At 62.4% G+C, this 15,433-nt stretch carries 15 protein-coding genes; 7 read left to right on the plus strand and 8 right to left on the minus strand.

Annotation, left to right across the window (positions count from 1 at the left end; genetic code table 11):
• Positions 1 to 2: 2 nt before the first annotated feature.
• Positions 3 to 1,355, minus strand: coding sequence for a 3-oxoacyl-ACP reductase (locus C4J84_RS03375; protein WP_124434916.1), 1,353 nt, complete (start codon positions 1,353 to 1,355; stop codon positions 3 to 5).
• 105 nt (positions 1,356 to 1,460) lie between these two features.
• On the opposite strand from C4J84_RS03375, the gene C4J84_RS03380 reads away from it, so the two are divergent.
• Together C4J84_RS03380 and C4J84_RS03385 are read left to right on the plus strand one after the other, a co-directional pair.
• A complete protein-coding gene (locus C4J84_RS03380; protein WP_124369468.1) occupies positions 1,461 to 2,738 on the plus strand; it encodes an acetyl-CoA C-acetyltransferase in 1,278 nt (425 codons plus the stop codon).
• Positions 2,739 to 2,873: 135 nt separating this feature from the next.
• Entirely contained in the window at positions 2,874 to 3,770 is an 897-nt protein-coding gene (locus tag C4J84_RS03385) for a PA4780 family RIO1-like protein kinase (RefSeq protein ID WP_124434917.1), read from the plus strand.
• A gap of 145 nt (positions 3,771 to 3,915) precedes the next feature.
• Here the strand turns inward: C4J84_RS03385 and cueR are convergent, their stop codons facing one another.
• The 3 genes from cueR to C4J84_RS03400 form a co-directional block, all read right to left on the minus strand.
• The gene (gene cueR / locus C4J84_RS03390; RefSeq protein ID WP_124361131.1) at positions 3,916 to 4,317 is read right to left on the minus strand and encodes a Cu(I)-responsive transcriptional regulator; all 402 of its coding nucleotides are present in this window, start codon (positions 4,315 to 4,317) and stop codon (positions 3,916 to 3,918) included.
• Entirely contained in the window at positions 4,314 to 6,506 is a 2,193-nt protein-coding gene (locus C4J84_RS03395; RefSeq protein WP_124369469.1) for a cation-translocating P-type ATPase, read from the minus strand. Before C4J84_RS03395 ends, cueR begins: the two co-directional genes overlap by 4 nt.
• Before the next feature lie 140 nt (positions 6,507 to 6,646).
• On the minus strand, positions 6,647 to 7,018 hold the full coding sequence (locus tag C4J84_RS03400; protein ID WP_124369470.1) for a hypothetical protein: 372 nt from the start codon (positions 7,016 to 7,018) through the stop codon (positions 6,647 to 6,649).
• 147 nt (positions 7,019 to 7,165) lie between these two features.
• On the opposite strand from C4J84_RS03400, the gene C4J84_RS03405 reads away from it, so the two are divergent.
• On the plus strand, positions 7,166 to 7,357 hold the full coding sequence (locus C4J84_RS03405; protein WP_124369471.1) for a heavy-metal-associated domain-containing protein: 192 nt from the start codon (positions 7,166 to 7,168) through the stop codon (positions 7,355 to 7,357).
• Between the two features lie 85 nt (positions 7,358 to 7,442).
• A complete protein-coding gene (locus C4J84_RS03410) occupies positions 7,443 to 8,636 on the plus strand; it encodes a multidrug effflux MFS transporter (RefSeq protein ID WP_124369472.1) in 1,194 nt (397 codons plus the stop codon).
• A 13-nt stretch (positions 8,637 to 8,649) separates the two neighbouring features.
• Here C4J84_RS03410 and C4J84_RS26215 read toward each other — a convergent pair whose 3' ends face one another.
• The 3 genes from C4J84_RS26215 to C4J84_RS03420 all read right to left on the minus strand — a co-directional run bounded on the left by C4J84_RS26215 (position 8,650) and on the right by C4J84_RS03420 (position 10,302).
• A complete protein-coding gene (locus C4J84_RS26215; RefSeq protein WP_164484509.1) occupies positions 8,650 to 8,823 on the minus strand; it encodes a hypothetical protein in 174 nt (57 codons plus the stop codon).
• Positions 8,824 to 8,968: 145 nt separating this feature from the next.
• Entirely contained in the window at positions 8,969 to 9,982 is a 1,014-nt protein-coding gene (locus C4J84_RS03415; RefSeq protein WP_124369473.1) for a zinc-binding alcohol dehydrogenase family protein, read from the minus strand.
• Positions 9,983 to 10,008: 26 nt separating this feature from the next.
• Positions 10,009 to 10,302, minus strand: coding sequence for a putative quinol monooxygenase (locus C4J84_RS03420; protein WP_124369474.1), 294 nt, complete (start codon positions 10,300 to 10,302; stop codon positions 10,009 to 10,011).
• Positions 10,303 to 10,420: 118 nt separating this feature from the next.
• Here C4J84_RS03420 and C4J84_RS03425 point away from each other — a divergent pair, with 118 nt between their 5' ends.
• From C4J84_RS03425 to C4J84_RS03435, 3 genes are all read left to right on the plus strand, one after another.
• Complete coding sequence (locus C4J84_RS03425) at positions 10,421 to 11,347, plus strand: LysR family transcriptional regulator (RefSeq protein WP_124369475.1); 927 nt, start codon at positions 10,421 to 10,423, stop codon at positions 11,345 to 11,347.
• A gap of 136 nt (positions 11,348 to 11,483) precedes the next feature.
• Positions 11,484 to 12,170: a helix-turn-helix transcriptional regulator gene (locus tag C4J84_RS03430; RefSeq protein ID WP_124369476.1), complete on the plus strand. Its 687-nt coding sequence runs from the start codon at positions 11,484 to 11,486 to the stop codon at positions 12,168 to 12,170.
• 99 nt (positions 12,171 to 12,269) lie between these two features.
• Entirely contained in the window at positions 12,270 to 13,640 is a 1,371-nt protein-coding gene (locus tag C4J84_RS03435) for an MFS transporter (RefSeq protein ID WP_124369477.1), read from the plus strand.
• Positions 13,641 to 14,312: 672 nt separating this feature from the next.
• Here C4J84_RS03435 and C4J84_RS03440 read toward each other — a convergent pair.
• Positions 14,313 to 15,266: an adenosine deaminase gene (locus C4J84_RS03440; RefSeq protein WP_043051475.1), complete on the minus strand. Its 954-nt coding sequence runs from the start codon at positions 15,264 to 15,266 to the stop codon at positions 14,313 to 14,315.
• Between the last annotated feature and the right edge of the window lie 167 nt (positions 15,267 to 15,433).

A 15,433-nucleotide genomic window follows, 5' to 3' on the forward strand; every position in this document is an offset into this window, starting at 1 on the left:
ATTCACGCTCCCAGAAGACTTTGCCCACACACCCGCAGCGCCTGGCCGCTGACGGCGCCCGAACCCGGCTGGCTCAGCCAGGCCACGGCTTCGGCCACGTCCTGCGGCACACCGCCCTGGCCCAGGGAACTCATGCGTCGTCCGGCCTCACGCAGGGCAAACGGAATATGCGCGGTCATCTGGGTTTCGATAAAACCGGGAGCGACCGCGTTGATGCTGATCCCGCGCGTTTGCAACAGCGGTGCCCATGCCTGGGCCAAACCGATCAGCCCGGCCTTGCTCGCGGCATAGTTGGTTTGCCCGCGATTGCCGGCAATGCCGCTGATGGAAGCCAGCAGCACCACGCGGGCATTGTCGCGCAGGGTGCCGCTGTCGAGCAGCGCCTTGGTCAGCACCTGCGGCGCATTGAGATTGACCGCCAGCACCGCGTCCCAGTATTCCGGGGTCATGTTGGCCAGGGTCTTGTCGCGGGTGATACCGGCGTTGTGCACCAGGATATCGAGGCCATCAGGCAGGTGTTCGATCAACTGGCCGGCGGCGTCTTCGGCGCAGATGTCCAGGGTGAGGGTACGCGCATTCAAGCGGGCGGCCAGGGCGTCGAGGTCGGCCTTGGCTTGGGGCACATCCAGCAGGATCACCTCGGCGCCATCGCGGGCCAGGGTTTCGGCGATAGATGCTCCAATACCACGCGCAGCGCCGGTCACCAGGGCTTTGCGCCCGGCCAACGGGCGTGTCCAGTCTTCGACCGGCGTGGCGCAGGCCTGCAGGCGAATCACCTGCCCGGAGATATAGGCGCTTTTGGGCGACAGGAAAAACCGTAGTGCGCCTTCCAACTGGTCCTCGGCACCCTCGTCCACCTGCAGCAACTGCAGCACGCCGCCGCTGCGCAGTTCCTTGGCCAGGGAGCGGCTGAACCCTTCCAGGGCGCGCTGGGCGCTGGCGGCGAACGGGTCACTGAGGCTTTCCGGCGCGCGGCCAAGGATCACCAGGTGGGCGCTGTGAGCGAGGTTTTTCAGCAGGGGCTGGAAAAATTCACGTAGCTGCTTGAGCTGATCGGTGTGCTGTAAGGCGCTGGCGTCGAAGACCACGGCCTTGAGCTTGGGACCGTGGCCCGGAATCCACGCCGGCGCGTCCAGCACTTCGGCACCGTAGCTGTAGACGGCATCGGTGAGTTTGTTGGCAAACGGCAACACGTTAGTCACCAGCGCGCCACCGCCCAGCAGCAGTGCACCTTCCACCGGGCGCAGGCGCCCGGCTTGCCAGCGTTCCAGGCGTACCGGCGACGGCAGGCCAAGGGCGGCGACCAGGCGATGGCCGAGGCTGGAGTTGGCGAAGTCGATATAACGGTCTGACATGGAACGCTCTCCGAAGACTGGGGTTCAAAAGGTGGACCATCCCAGGGTAGCAGTCGTTCGACTAGGCTCACTGATCACGCCCATAACAGACAGAGGGAGCTTTCCATGACTCAATTGCGCCGTGTGGCGATCATTGGCGGTAATCGCATTCCTTTCGCCCGCTCCAACGGCCCCTACGCCACGGCAAGTAACCAGGCGATGCTCACCGCTGCCCTGGAAGGCCTGATCGAACGTTTCAACCTGCACGGCCTGCGCCTCGGCGAGGTGGCCGCCGGCGCGGTGCTCAAGCATTCCCGCGATTTCAACCTCACCCGCGAATGCGTACTCGGCTCGCGCCTGTCGCCGCAAACCCCGGCCTACGACGTGCAGCAGGCCTGCGGCACCGGGTTGGAGGCGGCATTGCTGGTGGCCAATAAGATTGCCCTGGGCCAGATCGAATGCGGTATCGCCGGCGGGGTGGACACCACCTCCGATGCGCCGATTGGCGTCAATGAAGGCCTGCGCAAGATTTTGCTGCAGGCCAACCGCAGCAAGTCCATGGTGGATAAACTTAAAGTCTTGTTACAACTTCGTCCGCAGCACCTCAAGCCGGAACTGCCGCGCAACGGTGAGCCACGCACCGGCTTGTCCATGGGCCAGCACTGCGAGCTGATGGCGCAGACCTGGCAGATCCCCCGCGCCGAGCAGGACCAACTTGCCCTGGAGAGCCACCAGAAAATGGCCGCCGCCTACGCCGAAGGCTGGCACAACGATTTGCTGACGCCGTTTCTGGGGCTGACCCGCGACAACAACCTGCGCCCTGACCTGACCCTGGAAAAACTTGCCGCACTCAAGCCCGCTTTCGAGCGCAGTGAAAAGGGCACGCTCACCGCCGGCAACTCGACGCCGCTGACCGACGGCGCCTCGCTGGTGCTGCTGGGCAGTGAAGCCTGGGCCAAGGAGCGCGGCTTGCCGATCCTTGCGTACCTGCGCGATGGCGAAGCGGCGGCGGTGGATTTCGTCCACGGTGCCGAAGGCCTGCTGATGGCGCCGGTGTATGCCGTACCGCGTTTGTTGGCCAGGAACGGACTGACGCTGCAGGACTTCGATTACTACGAGATCCACGAAGCATTCGCCGCCCAGGTGTTGTGCACGCTCAAGGCCTGGGAAGATGCCGACTATTGCCGCACGCGCCTGGGCCTGGATGCACCGCTGGGCGCCATCGACCGCAGCCGTCTGAACGTCAAAGGCAGCTCACTGGCCGCCGGGCACCCGTTCGCCGCGACTGGTGGGCGCATCGTCGCCAACCTGGCCAAGTTGCTGGATGCGGCCGGGAAAGGGCGTGGGCTGATTTCGATCTGTGCGGCGGGGGGGCAGGGTGTGACGGCGATTATCGAACGTTGATTACCGGGCAAAATTGGCATATTGAATGCATTCTTCGTGGGCCAGAGGTCGGTAGCCTCTCCCACCGGCGCGCCGATTGCCGTATAACGAGTGCCACACGCGTGTTTGGTAATACAGGACCCACAATAAAAGCTGATGAAGACTCCCAAACGCATTGAACCCCTGATCGAAGACGGTCTGGTCGACGAAGTGCTGCGCCCACTGATGAGTGGTAAAGAAGCAGCTGTTTATGTGGTGCGCTGCGGCAACGAATTGCGTTGCGCCAAGGTTTACAAGGAGGCGAATAAACGAAGCTTTCGTCAGGCGTCCGAATACCAGGAAGGCCGTAAGGTCCGTAACAGCCGCCAGGCCCGGGCCATGGCCAAGGGCTCCAAGTTCGGCAAGAAAGAAACCGAAGATGCCTGGCAGAACGCCGAAGTAGCGGCGTTGTTCCGCCTGGCCGGTGCGGGCGTTCGCGTGCCCAAGCCGTACGACTTTCTTGAAGGCGTGCTGTTGATGGAACTGGTCGCCGACGAGTATGGCGATGCGGCGCCGCGCCTGAATGACGTGACGTTGGAGCCGGACCAGGCGCGTGAATATCACGCCTTCCTGATTTCCCAGATCGTGCTGATGCTGTGTACCGGGCTGGTGCACGGTGACCTGTCCGAGTTCAACGTACTGCTCACGCCAACGGGCCCGGTGATCATCGACCTGCCCCAGGCGGTAGATGCGGCGGGCAACAACCACGCGTTCAGCATGCTGGAGCGGGATGTGGGCAACATGGCTTCCTACTTCGGGCGCTTTGCCCCGGAGCTGAAGAAGACCAAGTACGCCAAGGAAATGTGGGCGCTGTACGAAGCCGGTATCCTGCACCCGGCCAGCATCTTGACCGGTGAGTTCGACGAGCCGGAAGAACTGGCGGATGTGGGCGGTGTGATCCGCGAGATCGAAGCGGCGCGGCTGGATGAAGAGCGCAAGCAAGCGAATCGCGCGGCAGATGATGCCTCACCCACCAAGACCGCCGAAGAACCGCCGCCGCCTTGGATGCAGTGATCTCCTGGCACATGGAGATCTAAAAGTGTGGGAGGGGGCTTGCTCCCGATAGCGGTGGTTCAGTCAGCATATACAGTGGCTGATACACCGCCATCGGGGGCAAGCCCCCTCCCACATTTAGTTTTTTGGTGAGTCAGTTGGAATATCAGGTGCAGCAACTGCCGGAGGCCAATTCCTTGAGGATCGGGCAATCCGGTCGGTGGTCGCCTTGGCAGTGCTCCACCAGGTCTTGCAGCGTGTCGCGCAGTTGCGCCAGCTCGCGGATCTTCTGATTCAGCTCATCGATATGCTGGCGCGCCAAGGCTTTCACGTCGGCGCTGGCCCGTTGTCGGTCCTGCCACAAGGTCAGCAGTTTGCCGACCTCTTCCAGTGAAAACCCCAGGTCGCGCGAGCGTTTGATGAACGCTAGGGTGTGCAGGTCGTCGGCGCCATAGATGCGATAACCGCTGTCGGTGCGGTGGGCTGCCTTGAGCAGACCGATGGATTCGTAGTAGCGAATCATCTTCGCGCTCAGCCCGCTCTGGCGAGCGGCTTGGCCGATATTCATGGGCGTTGATCCTCCAAGTCCTTGGGTTTCCAGGTTTTCAACAGCAACGCATTGCTCACCACACTGACGCTGGACAACGCCATCGCCGCACCTGCCAGCACCGGGTTGAGCAGGCCGAAGGCCGCCAGGGGAATGCCGATCACGTTATACACAAAGGCCCAGAACAGGTTCTGGCGGATTTTCGCGTAGGTCTTGCGGCTGATCTCCAGTGCCGCCGGCACCAGGCGCGGGTCGCCGCGCATCAGGGTGATGCCGGCGGCGTGCATGGCTACGTCGGTGCCGCCGCCCATGGCGATGCCGATATCGGCGGCGGCCAGGGCCGGTGCGTCGTTGATGCCGTCGCCGACCATGGCCACCACGCCGGTTTTTTTCAGTGCGGTCACGGTGGCGGCTTTGTCGGCGGGCAGCACTTCGGCGTGTACATCGTCGATGCCCAGCGCCTCTGCAACCACCCGCGCGCTGCCGCGATTGTCGCCGGTAAGCAGGTGGCTGCTGATGTGCTGCGCCTTGAGTTGCTGCACGGCCTGCAGCGCGCCGGGCTTGAGCGTGTCGCCGAATGCGAACAGCCCCAGCACGCGAGGGCTTGCGCCTTGCTCGATCAGCCAGGACAAGGTACGCCCCTCGGCTTCCCATGCCGTCGCGCGCTGACTCAACTGGCCCGCGCTGAGGCCGGCCTCTTCCAACAGACGCCGATTGCCCAGGGCCAATGGCCGGCCATCAAGGGTTCCGGCGATGCCGCGCCCAGTCAGGGACTGGCTGGCGCTGACATCGGCCACGTTCAGCCCGCGTTCGTCACAGGCGTCCAGCACGGCCTTGGCCAGCGGGTGCTCGCTGCCGCGCTGCAAGGCCCCCGCCTGTTGCAGCAGTAACGATTCGTTGCCATCCAGCGCCGCCAAATGGGTGATTTTCGGCGTGCCCGAAGTGAGGGTGCCGGTTTTATCGAAGACTACGGCGCTCACCCCACGGGCATGCTCCAGGACTTCGGCATCCTTGATCAGAATGCCATGGCGCGCGGCGACGCCGGTGCCGGCCATGATCGCCGTCGGCGTCGCCAGGCCCAGGGCACATGGGCAGGCGATCACCAGTACCGCGACCGCATTGATGATTGCGCTCTCCAGCGGGGCGCCGTACAGCCACCAGCCCGCCAGGGTGAGCAATGCCAGTACCAGCACGGTCGGGACGAATACCTGGCTGACTTTATCCACCAATTTCTGGATCGGAGCCTTGGCGGCCTGGGCGTCTTCGACCAGGCGGATGATCCGTGCCAGCACGCTTTCCGCTCCCAGGGCCCGGGTACGCACCAACAGGCGGCCTTCACCGTTGATCGCGCCGCCAGTAACCGTATCGCCGGGCCGCTTCGGCACCGGCAGGCTTTCGCCGCTGATCAGTGCTTCGTCGGCATGGCTTTGGCCGTTGACCACTTCGCCATCCACCGGAAAACGTTCGCCTGGCTTGACCAGCACCAGGTCACCGAGCGTAAGCGTGTTGATGGCGACCTCTTCCTCGCGCCCCTCCAGCACGCGGACCGCCCGCTCGGGGCGCAAGGCTTCGAGGGCGCGTATGGCGCTGGCGGTTTGGCGCTTGGCGCGGCTCTCCAGGTATTTGCCCAGCAGCACCAGGGCGATCACCACGGCCGAGGCTTCGAAGTACAAGTGCGGAGCGGGTTGGGTGAGCCATTGATAGACGCTCAAGCCGTAACCGGCGCTGGTGCCGATCGCCACCAACAGGTCCATATTGCCCGCACCGGCGCGCACGGCTTTCCACGCCGCACTGTAGAAACGCGCACCGAGGATCAATTGCACCGGCGTCGCCAGCGCGAACTGAACCCAGGCGGGGAGCATCCAGTGCAGGCCGAAGGGTTCCACCAGCATCGGCAGTATCAGGGGCAACGCCAGCACGATCGCGAGCATCAGCGACCAGCGTTCGCGTTGCAGGCGCTGGGCTTGACTGGCCTGGGTGGCGGTTGCGCTCTGGGGCAGGGTCGCGCCGTAGCCGGCTTTTTCCACCGCGGCGATCAGTACGTCGGGGGCCATCTGGCCGAGTACTTCAATGTGGGCGCGTTCGTTGGCCAGGTTGACGCTGACCCGTTGCACCCCCGGCACCTTGCCCAGCGCACGCTCCACACGGCCGGCGCAACTGGCGCAGGTCATACCGCTGATGGGCAGGTCAAACGTGGTGGGTCCATTCATGGGGCAGTCCTCCAGAAGACGATGCTCCTAGGATCAACCTTGACCTGTGGGGAAGGTCAAGCGCGATCGTTCCCACGCTCTGCGTGGGAATGCATCCCCATGAGGCGTCCCCACGCGGAGCATGGGGACGATCGGCGGCTTCAGTATTCCAGCGTGGCGGCTTTGAGGTACATACCGTCCGGGCCTTGGGCGATACGCAGTTTGCGTACATCTCCGGCCTTGAGTGTGATGTTCTGTGCCGGCGGTGCCAGCATGCCCGGCAAGCAGCCCGGTGTCTGGCTCGGCAGCAGCTTGAGGCGCAATGACACATCGCCCGGCGGCAAATTGAAGGAGGTGGCTTGTTCCTGGAACAGGCGCCCGGCCAGTTGGTCCTGAATGTAGAGGCCGATCTCACAGTTGGTCGGCACCTCCAGGCGCTCGCGGGAAATGATCAGCACCGCATAGTCTTCAGCGGCGGGCGCAACGGTAGAAAAACTCATCAGGCCGGCAAGGGCAAAAATCGACCAGCGCATGGCGAATGCTCCGTGGTTCACTTCTATTGAAGGTGAAGCTTGGCCGACGTCGCCACCGAATACCAGCCCGGCCGACGTTTCTGAAACTTGACCTTGCCATCGTGGCAAGGTCGAGACTGCGTTCAACCTCATCAAAGGAGACATGTCATGCAAGTATTCAAGGTGCAAGGAATGACCTGCGGCCATTGCGTTCGTGCGGTGACCCAGGCGGTGCGCAGCCAGGATGCAGATGCCGAGGTCACGGTGGACCTTGCGGCCAAGCAGGTCAGTGTCCAAAGCAAACTGGACCGTGAAGCGATCGCGGGCCTGATCAGAGAAGAAGGCTACACAGTCGTCTGATTCTCGATAGTTAGCGAGCTATCTTAATGTTCAAGACGCCCAAGCGCGGCTAGACTGTCGGGCTGCCGACTCACTTGGGTGTCTGATGAACCTCCGCATAATTCTGATCCTGGGCGCCTTGAGCGCCTTCGCGCCGTTGGCGATCGATTTTTACCTGCCGGGTTTCCCGGCGATGGCAGCCGCTTTTGCAACCGATGAAAAACACATCCAGCTGACCCTGGCGGTGTATTTCGGTGGGCTGGCCATCGGCCAATTGATCTACGGCCCCTTGGCCGACCGCTTTGGCCGGCGCGTGCCGCTGCTCAGCGGCGTCACGCTGTTTACCCTCGCGTCCTTCGCCTGTGCGTACGCGCCCTCCCTGGAATGGCTGATCGGCGCGCGCTTCGTGCAGGCCCTGGGCGGTTGCGCGGGCATGGTGATCTCACGGGCGGTGGTGAGTGACAAATGCGATGCCGTGGGCTCGGCCAAGGTGTATTCGCAACTGATGTTGGTGACTGGCCTGGCGCCGATTCTCGCACCGCTGGCGGGCGGGATAATGGTAGGCGTGTGGGGCTGGCAGTCGATTTTCCTGGCGCTGTCGCTGTTCAGCGTGATGGCGGCGGTTGCGGTGGCGGTGGGCTTGCCGGAAACGTTTCCGGCGCATCAGCCGCGCCAGCCGTTGTCCGGCTCGCTGCGCCGCTACGGCGCGCTGTTGTCAGACCGGGTTTACCTCGGCTACGCCTTGACCGGCGGCATCTCGATTGCCGGGATGTTTGCCTACATTGCCGGTTCGCCGTTTGTGTTCATCAAGCTGTATGGCGTACCCGCCGAGCATTACGGCTGGCTGTTTGGCTCCAACGCCGCCGGGTTTATCCTGGTGGCGCAGTTGAATGCGCGGCTACTGGCCAAGCGCGGCCCGGCGTTTTTGCTCTCGCGTACGGTGTGGGTTTATGTAGCGGCGGCGTTGGCCCTGCTGGGCATTGCAGCGCTGCGCACCGAAGCCCTGTGGCCGTTGCTGGTGCCGCTGTTCATCTGCATCGCCAGCCTGGGCTGCATTTTGCCTAACACCTCGGCGTGCGCCATGAACGGGCAAGGCGCCCGTGCTGGCAGCGCGTCGGCATTGCTCGGTTGCATTCAGTTCGGCGTGGCGGCGGGGGCGGCATCGTTAGTTGGCGCGTTGCATGACGGCACGGCGATGCCGATGGCGATGGTGATCAGCCTGTGCGGTGTGCTGGCGGTGACGATAGCGATGTCGACCCAGCGCCTGCAACGGGCCAGGGCCGCGCAGGCGCAGGTCTGATCTGAAGAGCCGATCAGCCAGCGGCGGCGCGTTGCTGGCTGAGTGGGAAACGGTGGGGAGCCTGGATGCGGGCTTGCAAGGTGTCGGCGAAAGCACGGGCCTCGGCTTCGGTGTGGAAAATAATCGACTTCTGGTCCAGGCGGACCTCCCACTGCGATTTTGCTAACGCTTTTATCAGGATCTTCATTGCTGACTTCCTCACGTAAAAGAATCGTGGCAAAGGCGGCCAATATAAACCCGTAAGCGCGCACAAATATGACAAACGTCAACTCTCGGACTAATGGTGTCGCCCATTACCTACATCAGTGACAGACGACACTGACAGCCGTTTTTTAGAACCCTTCTAAAACGATCTTGCCCTTGGCCTTGCCGCTTTCCAGCAGCGCGTGGGCACGCTGCAGGTTCGCCGCATTGATCACGCCGAAGTGCTCGCCTACCGTGGTTTTCAGGGTGCCGGCGTCGATCAGCGTGGCCACGCGGTTGAGCAGGTGATGCTGCTCAATCATGTCCGGTGTCTCGAACATCGAGCGGGTGTACATGAACTCCCAATGCAGCGACAGGCTTTTGCGCTTGAGCTTGCTGACGTCCAGCGCCTTGGGGTCATCGATCAGCGCCAGCTTGCCTTGGGGCTGCAGGGCTTCCACCAGTTGGTCGAGGTGATGGTCGGTCTGGGTCAGGCTGGCGACGTGGGTCACGTGCGGGTGGCCGGCGTTTTTCAGCGCTTCGCTCAGCGGCTGGCTATGGTCGATCACCAGGTCGGCGCCGAGGGCCTTGGCCCATTCTTGAGTCTCCGGGCGCGAGGCGGTGCCGATGACCTTCAGTGCAGTGAGCTGTCTGGCCAACTGGGTCAGGATCGAACCCACGCCGCCCGCTGCGCCGACGATCAGCAGGCTCTGGCCCAGGTCCGCCTTGCCCTCGGGGACCTGCAGGCGTTCGAACAGCAGCTCCCAGGCCGTGATGGCGGTCAACGGCAGCGCGGCGGCTTCGGCGAAACCCAGGGTCTGTGGCATATGACCGACGATGCGTTCATCCACAGTGTGCAATTGGCTGTTACCGCCAGGGCGCACCAGTGAGCCGGCGTAGAACACCTTGTCACCGGCCTTGAACAGCGTGACTTCGCTGCCGACCGCCTTGACCACACCGGCCACGTCCCAACCGAGCACCTTGGCGGCGCCGTGTTCCGGGGCGACGTTCTGGCGCACCTTGGTGTCCACCGGGTTGACCGAGATGGCTTTGACTTCCACCAACAAGTCGCGCGGCCCGGCCACGGGTTCGGGCAGTTCGATGTCTTGCAGGGCGTTCGTGTCGGTGATGGGCAGGCAGCTGTAATAGGCGATGGCTTTCATGATTGCTCCGGGTAAAGGGTTGGTGGTCAGGCGAGAAACTTCAGGCGCTTGAGGTCGAAGTGTTCAATCACCTCGGCGGCCTGGGCCCGGAAGCTCTGGATATGCGCACTCTGATCGTGGTCAGCCAGGGCCGCCTCATCGCTCCAGCGCTCGAGCATGTAGAACGTCTCGGGATGTTGCAGGTCCTGATGCAGGTCGTACTGCTCACAGCCGGGTTCCAGGCGGGTCGGTTCGAGCAGGCCGCGCAGCAGGGTTTCCAGAGTGGCTTGTTGGCCAGGCTTGGCGACCAGCGTGGCGATGACGTTAAAAGCAGTGGACATACTCAACTCCTGGTCGAAAAGGAACGGCGTGGCCAGATGATTGGCTATTTCCAATGCAGATAAAAGCCGATAAAACAGCGTTCTGTTTCAATAAAAAATTGATAATTGGCGGGAATGCATGCTTCGCTTTGATGATTTGCAGTTGTTTGTGCGGGCGGCGGACCTGGGCAGTTTGTCCGCAGCCGCGCGGGTGATGGACCTGTCCCCAGCAGTGGCCAGCGCCGCGTTGAAGCGTATAGAGCAGCAACTGGGCACGCGCTTGCTGGCACGCTCCACCCGCAGCCTGCGCTTGACCGCCGAGGGCGAAGGTTTTCTCACCTACGCCCGCGCCGCGTTGAGTTCACTGGATGAAGGGCGGCGCTTGTTGGCCAGTGGGCAGGACCATGTGAGCGGCCTGCTGCAACTGTCGGCGCCTTCGGATTTCGGCCGTAATCAGCTGTTGCCCTGGCTGGATGATTTCCAGCGTGAATACCCGCAACTGAGCGTGCGCCTGTTGCTGGGTGATCGCATAGCCGACCTGTTCCGGCAACCGGTAGACATCGCTTTGCGCTATGGCGAACCCGAGGATTCAAGCCTGGTGGCGCTGCCCATCGCCCCGGAAAATGTGCGGGTGCTGTGCGCAGCACCCAGTTATCTGGCCCGTTATGGCGAGCCGCGACACCTTGAACAACTGGCCCAGCATAATTGCTTGCTCTATATGCTCGCCGGTCGCGTGCATGACCACTGGCGTTTTTTTGATGGCAAGCGCGAGGTCAGCCTGACCGTCTCGGGGGATCGGGTCAGCGACGACGCCGACGTGGTGCGCCGCTGGGCGGTGGCGGGTGTGGGCGTTGCCTATAAATCCTGGCTGGATGTGAGTACCGACGTCGTGGCTGGGCGTTTGCGCTTGATCCTGCCGGAGCTGCGCGGTGAGCGCACGCCGCTTAACCTGCTGTGCGCGCATCGTGCGCAGTTGAGCAAACCCGTCAACCTGCTGCGGGAGATGCTCGTGTCCCGTTGTGCGACATTGACGGCGCAACGGTCGGAGCGATTCGCGGCTAAGTAATGGCCGGCAGAAAAGCAGGAAATTTCGCTCAAGTACTGTCCCTGTCCAGGCTGTAAGACGCCATGGAACCGGCTGTTTTGGCCCCTATACTTTGGCGCCAACCGCAGCAGAAAACGGTTCAACAGGGAGTCGAGAGATGGAACAGGCACCATGTATCAGTCATATCGCCAGCTTGCTTGCCGAGCCCAAACGCACCGCAATGCTATGGGCATTGATGGACGGTTCGGCAAAATCTTCAGAGGAGTTGGCGACGTGCGCCGGGTTGTCGGCGGCGTCGGCCAATGCCCATTTGGCGCGGTTGACCGGCAGCGGCCTGCTGCGGGTCGAAGCGCGACGGGGCAAGCGGCTTTTTCGTGTGGCGGCTGCGGACGTCAGCGCCGCCATCGATGCCCTGGCGACGACCACCATGGCCAGTGTCGGGCGCAGCACGCCGGATACTCAGCCAGCGGCGTTACGGGTACCGTCGCTGTTGCGTCGCGCCCGTGTGTGCCAGGACCACCTCGGCGGTGAACTGGCGGCCGGCCTGTACCAGCGGATGATGGAGGCTGGGTGGATCCAGCGCTACGAACAACGTACCGAAGTCACGGTCAAGGGCACCCAGCATTTGGCGAGCCTGGGTATCTTTATCCAGGCATTCTCGTCGCCGTTGGTGTGTGACTGTTTCGACTGGAGCCAACAGCAACCGCATGTGGGCGGTGCGCTCGGCGCGGGGTTGTTGCAACTGTTCCTGCAGTCGAACTGGGTCAGTGCGATCGATGAATCCCGGGCCTTGTCGGTCAGCGACGCCGGGCTTGCGGAGATCAACCGGCTGGCCACAGCGTAGGCGCGTCGCTCCTGGTTTCGGTCAGGTCGCATCCAGCAAACGCCAGGGCAGACGATGCCGCACACTCTTTGGGGGACTTTTCAGACAGGGGGCGGCGGCATGGGTATGCAAGGCTATAGCGCAGCGGAGCGGCTGGAACGGTTGCCCATCAGTGGTTACCACCGAATCATTTTCATCATTATTGCCCTGGCGTTTTTCTTCGACTCCATGGACCTGGCAATGATGACGTTTCTATTGGGCTCGATCAAAGCCGAGTTCGGCCTGAGTACGGCCCAAGCCGGGTTACTCGCCAGTTCGAGCTTTTTCGGCATGGTGATCGGTGCGTCGCTCTCGGGGATGCTCGCGGACCGCTTCGGGCGCAAGCCGGTGTTTCAGTGGAGCATCGTGTTGTGGGGCGGCGCCAGCTACCTGTGCTCCACGGCGCAGACGGTCGAGACGCTGACGCTGTTTCGCATCTTGCTGGGCATTGGCATGGGCATGGAATTTCCCATTGCACAGTCGATGTTGTCGGAGCTGATTCCGGCGAAGCGACGCGGGCGGTATATCGCGTTGATGGATGGTTTCTGGCCGCTGGGGTTTGTCGCCGCCGGGGTGCTGTCATATTTCCTGCTGCCGGTGGTGGGCTGGCGCGACATCTTTCTGGTGTTGGCGGTGCCGGCGGTATTTGTGCTGGCCATCCGGTTTTTCATTCCGGAATCGCCACGTTGGCTGGAACAGGCCGGGCGCCATGAGGCGGCGGACAAGGTACTGCTCGGTATCGAGCAAAAGGTGCGCGACTCCCTCGGGCGCGCCGACCTGCCGGAGCCGGTGGCCTTGCCGCGAGTGGCGAGTACACCAGGCACGTTCTTCTCGGCCTTCCAGCAATTGTGGTCGGCGCAGTACCGTCAACGCACTTTGATGATCTGGAGCGTGTGGTTCTTTGCCCTGCTCGGCTTCTACGGGCTCACCTCGTGGTTGAGTGCGCTCTTGCAGCAGTCAGGCTTTGCGGTGACGCAATCGGTGTATTACACGGTGATCATTTCCCTGGGCGGAATACCGGGTTTCCTTATGGCCGCGTGGCTGGTCGAGCGTTGGGGGCGTAAACCGGTGTGCGTGGTGACGTTGCTCGGTGGCGGGGTGATGGCATTTTTGTATGGGCAGAGTGCGGTGTTTGGCGGCAACGTCGGGCTGCTGATTACGTCCGGCTTGTTGATGCAGTTCTTTCTATTTGGCATGTGGGCGGTGTTGTACACCTATACGCCCGAGCTATATCCCACCTCGGCGCGTGCGACCGGGTCCGGCTTCGCTTCGGCGATTGGGCGGGTGGGGTCGTTGCTGGGGCCACTGGTGACCGGGCTGGTGTTTCCGATTACCGGGCAGGGCGGGGTATTCGCCTTGGGCGCGCTGTGTTTCGCGGTGGCGGCGCTGGTGGTGTGGGTGTTCGGGATGGAGACCAAGGGCAAGACGTTGGAAGAACTCACTCAGGCTTGAGACGGGTGGGGTCGGTGTGGGAGGGGGCTTGCCCCGATCGCTGATTGTCAGCCAATACTGTGGCGACTGATCCACCGCTATCGGGGCATAGATATCTACACAACTTTGGCGTAGCCCTGAACCTGTGGCGAGGGAGCTTGCTCCCGTGGCGACCTGGCGGCCTATAGCTATCTGACTGATGCCGCGCGATCCAAATGTGGGAGGGGCGGTGCGACGATTCGACTTGCTCCCGATGGCGGCCTGACAGCCGACCAGGATGCTGGATCAGGGCGAGTACATATCCGTTGCTGCGGTAACGGCTGCTATGGGTTCCGCCCTTACGGCGTCTCACTTTTGAAAAGCGCAAAAGTAAGCAAAACGCTCTTGCCCCACCACTCGGCACCTCGCTTAGGCTCGGTGTGCCCGTAATCCGACAGCGATTTGGGGGGCCGCCGCCACGCGCCATCCATGGCGCGGGGCGGCTAAACCGGCATCCCTGCCGGTTTACCCCCCAAATCACTGTCGAATTCCGGCCAGCGTGGTTTAACGGGGCGCTTAAGATCAAGAGCAAGATCAAGAGCGGCTCGCTTCGCATCGTGGTTACTGTTGGCTGCTACAAAGTTGTGTAGATACCTATGGCTATCGGGGGCAAGCCCCCTTCCACATTAGCCTTCGCTATTCAGTGAATAACGGTCAAGGCTTTACCAGCCGCGCATCCAGGCTGTTCTGCGCCAGGCGTTTGGCCTGGTCCTGGGTCATGCCCAGGGAGGTGTACAGCGCGTGGAAGTTCTCGGTGACATAACCGCCGAAGTAGGCCGGATCGTCCGAGTTCACGGTGACCTTCACGCCACGCTCGAGCATGTCGAGGATGTTGTGCTGGGCCATGTCGTCGAATACGCACAGCTTGGTGTTGGACAGTGGGCAAACGGTCAGCGGGATCTGCTCGTCGATGATGCGCTGCATCAGGCGCTCGTCTTCGATGGCGCGCACGCCATGGTCGATACGCTGGATTTTCAGCAGGTCGATGGCTTCCCAGATGTACTCGGGCGGGCCTTCTTCGCCGGCGTGGGCCACGGTGAGGAAGCCTTCGTGACGGGCGCGGTCGAACACACGCTGGAACTTGCTCGGCGGGTGACCCATTTCTGAACTGTCCAGGCCCACGGCGACGAACGCGTCACGGAACGGCAGCGCCTGGTCGAGGGTTTTCTCGGCTTCGGCTTCGCTCAGGTGGCGCAGGAAGCTTAAGATCAGGCCGCTGGTGATACCCAGTTGCTGCTCGCCGTCTTTGAGGGCGGCAGCGATGCCGTTGAGCACCACTTCGAACGGCACGCCACGGTCGGTGTGGGTTTGCGGGTCGAAGAAGGGTTCGGTGTGGATCACGTTCTGGGCTTTGCAGCGCAGCAGGTAGGCCCAGGTCAGGTCGTAGAAATCCTGGGACGTGCGCAGCACATCGGCGCCTTTGTAGTACAGGTCGAGAAACTCTTGCAGGTTATTGAACGCGTAAGCCTTGCGCAGGGTTTCGACGTCGTTCCACGGCAGGGCAATCTTGTTGCGTTCGGCCAGGGCGAACAGCAGCTCGGGCTCCAGCGAGCCCTCCAGGTGCAGGTGCAGTTCAGCCTTGGGCAGGGCGTTGAGCCAATCGTACATGTCTAAAAATCTCATCAGGTGCAATGGCGGCATTCTACAGGCCATGGCCGAAATAATCGGCAAAACCTGACCAGCAGGAGAGTATTTGATTTTTTCGCGCAAGAGCGGCGTGAACTAAGGTGTAACGAAACGTTAGCGGCTGGGCGCAGTCTGTACCCCAACGATGA

The organism is Pseudomonas sp. R11-23-07 (assembly GCF_003852295.1).
Lineage (GTDB): Bacteria > Pseudomonadota > Gammaproteobacteria > Pseudomonadales > Pseudomonadaceae > Aquipseudomonas.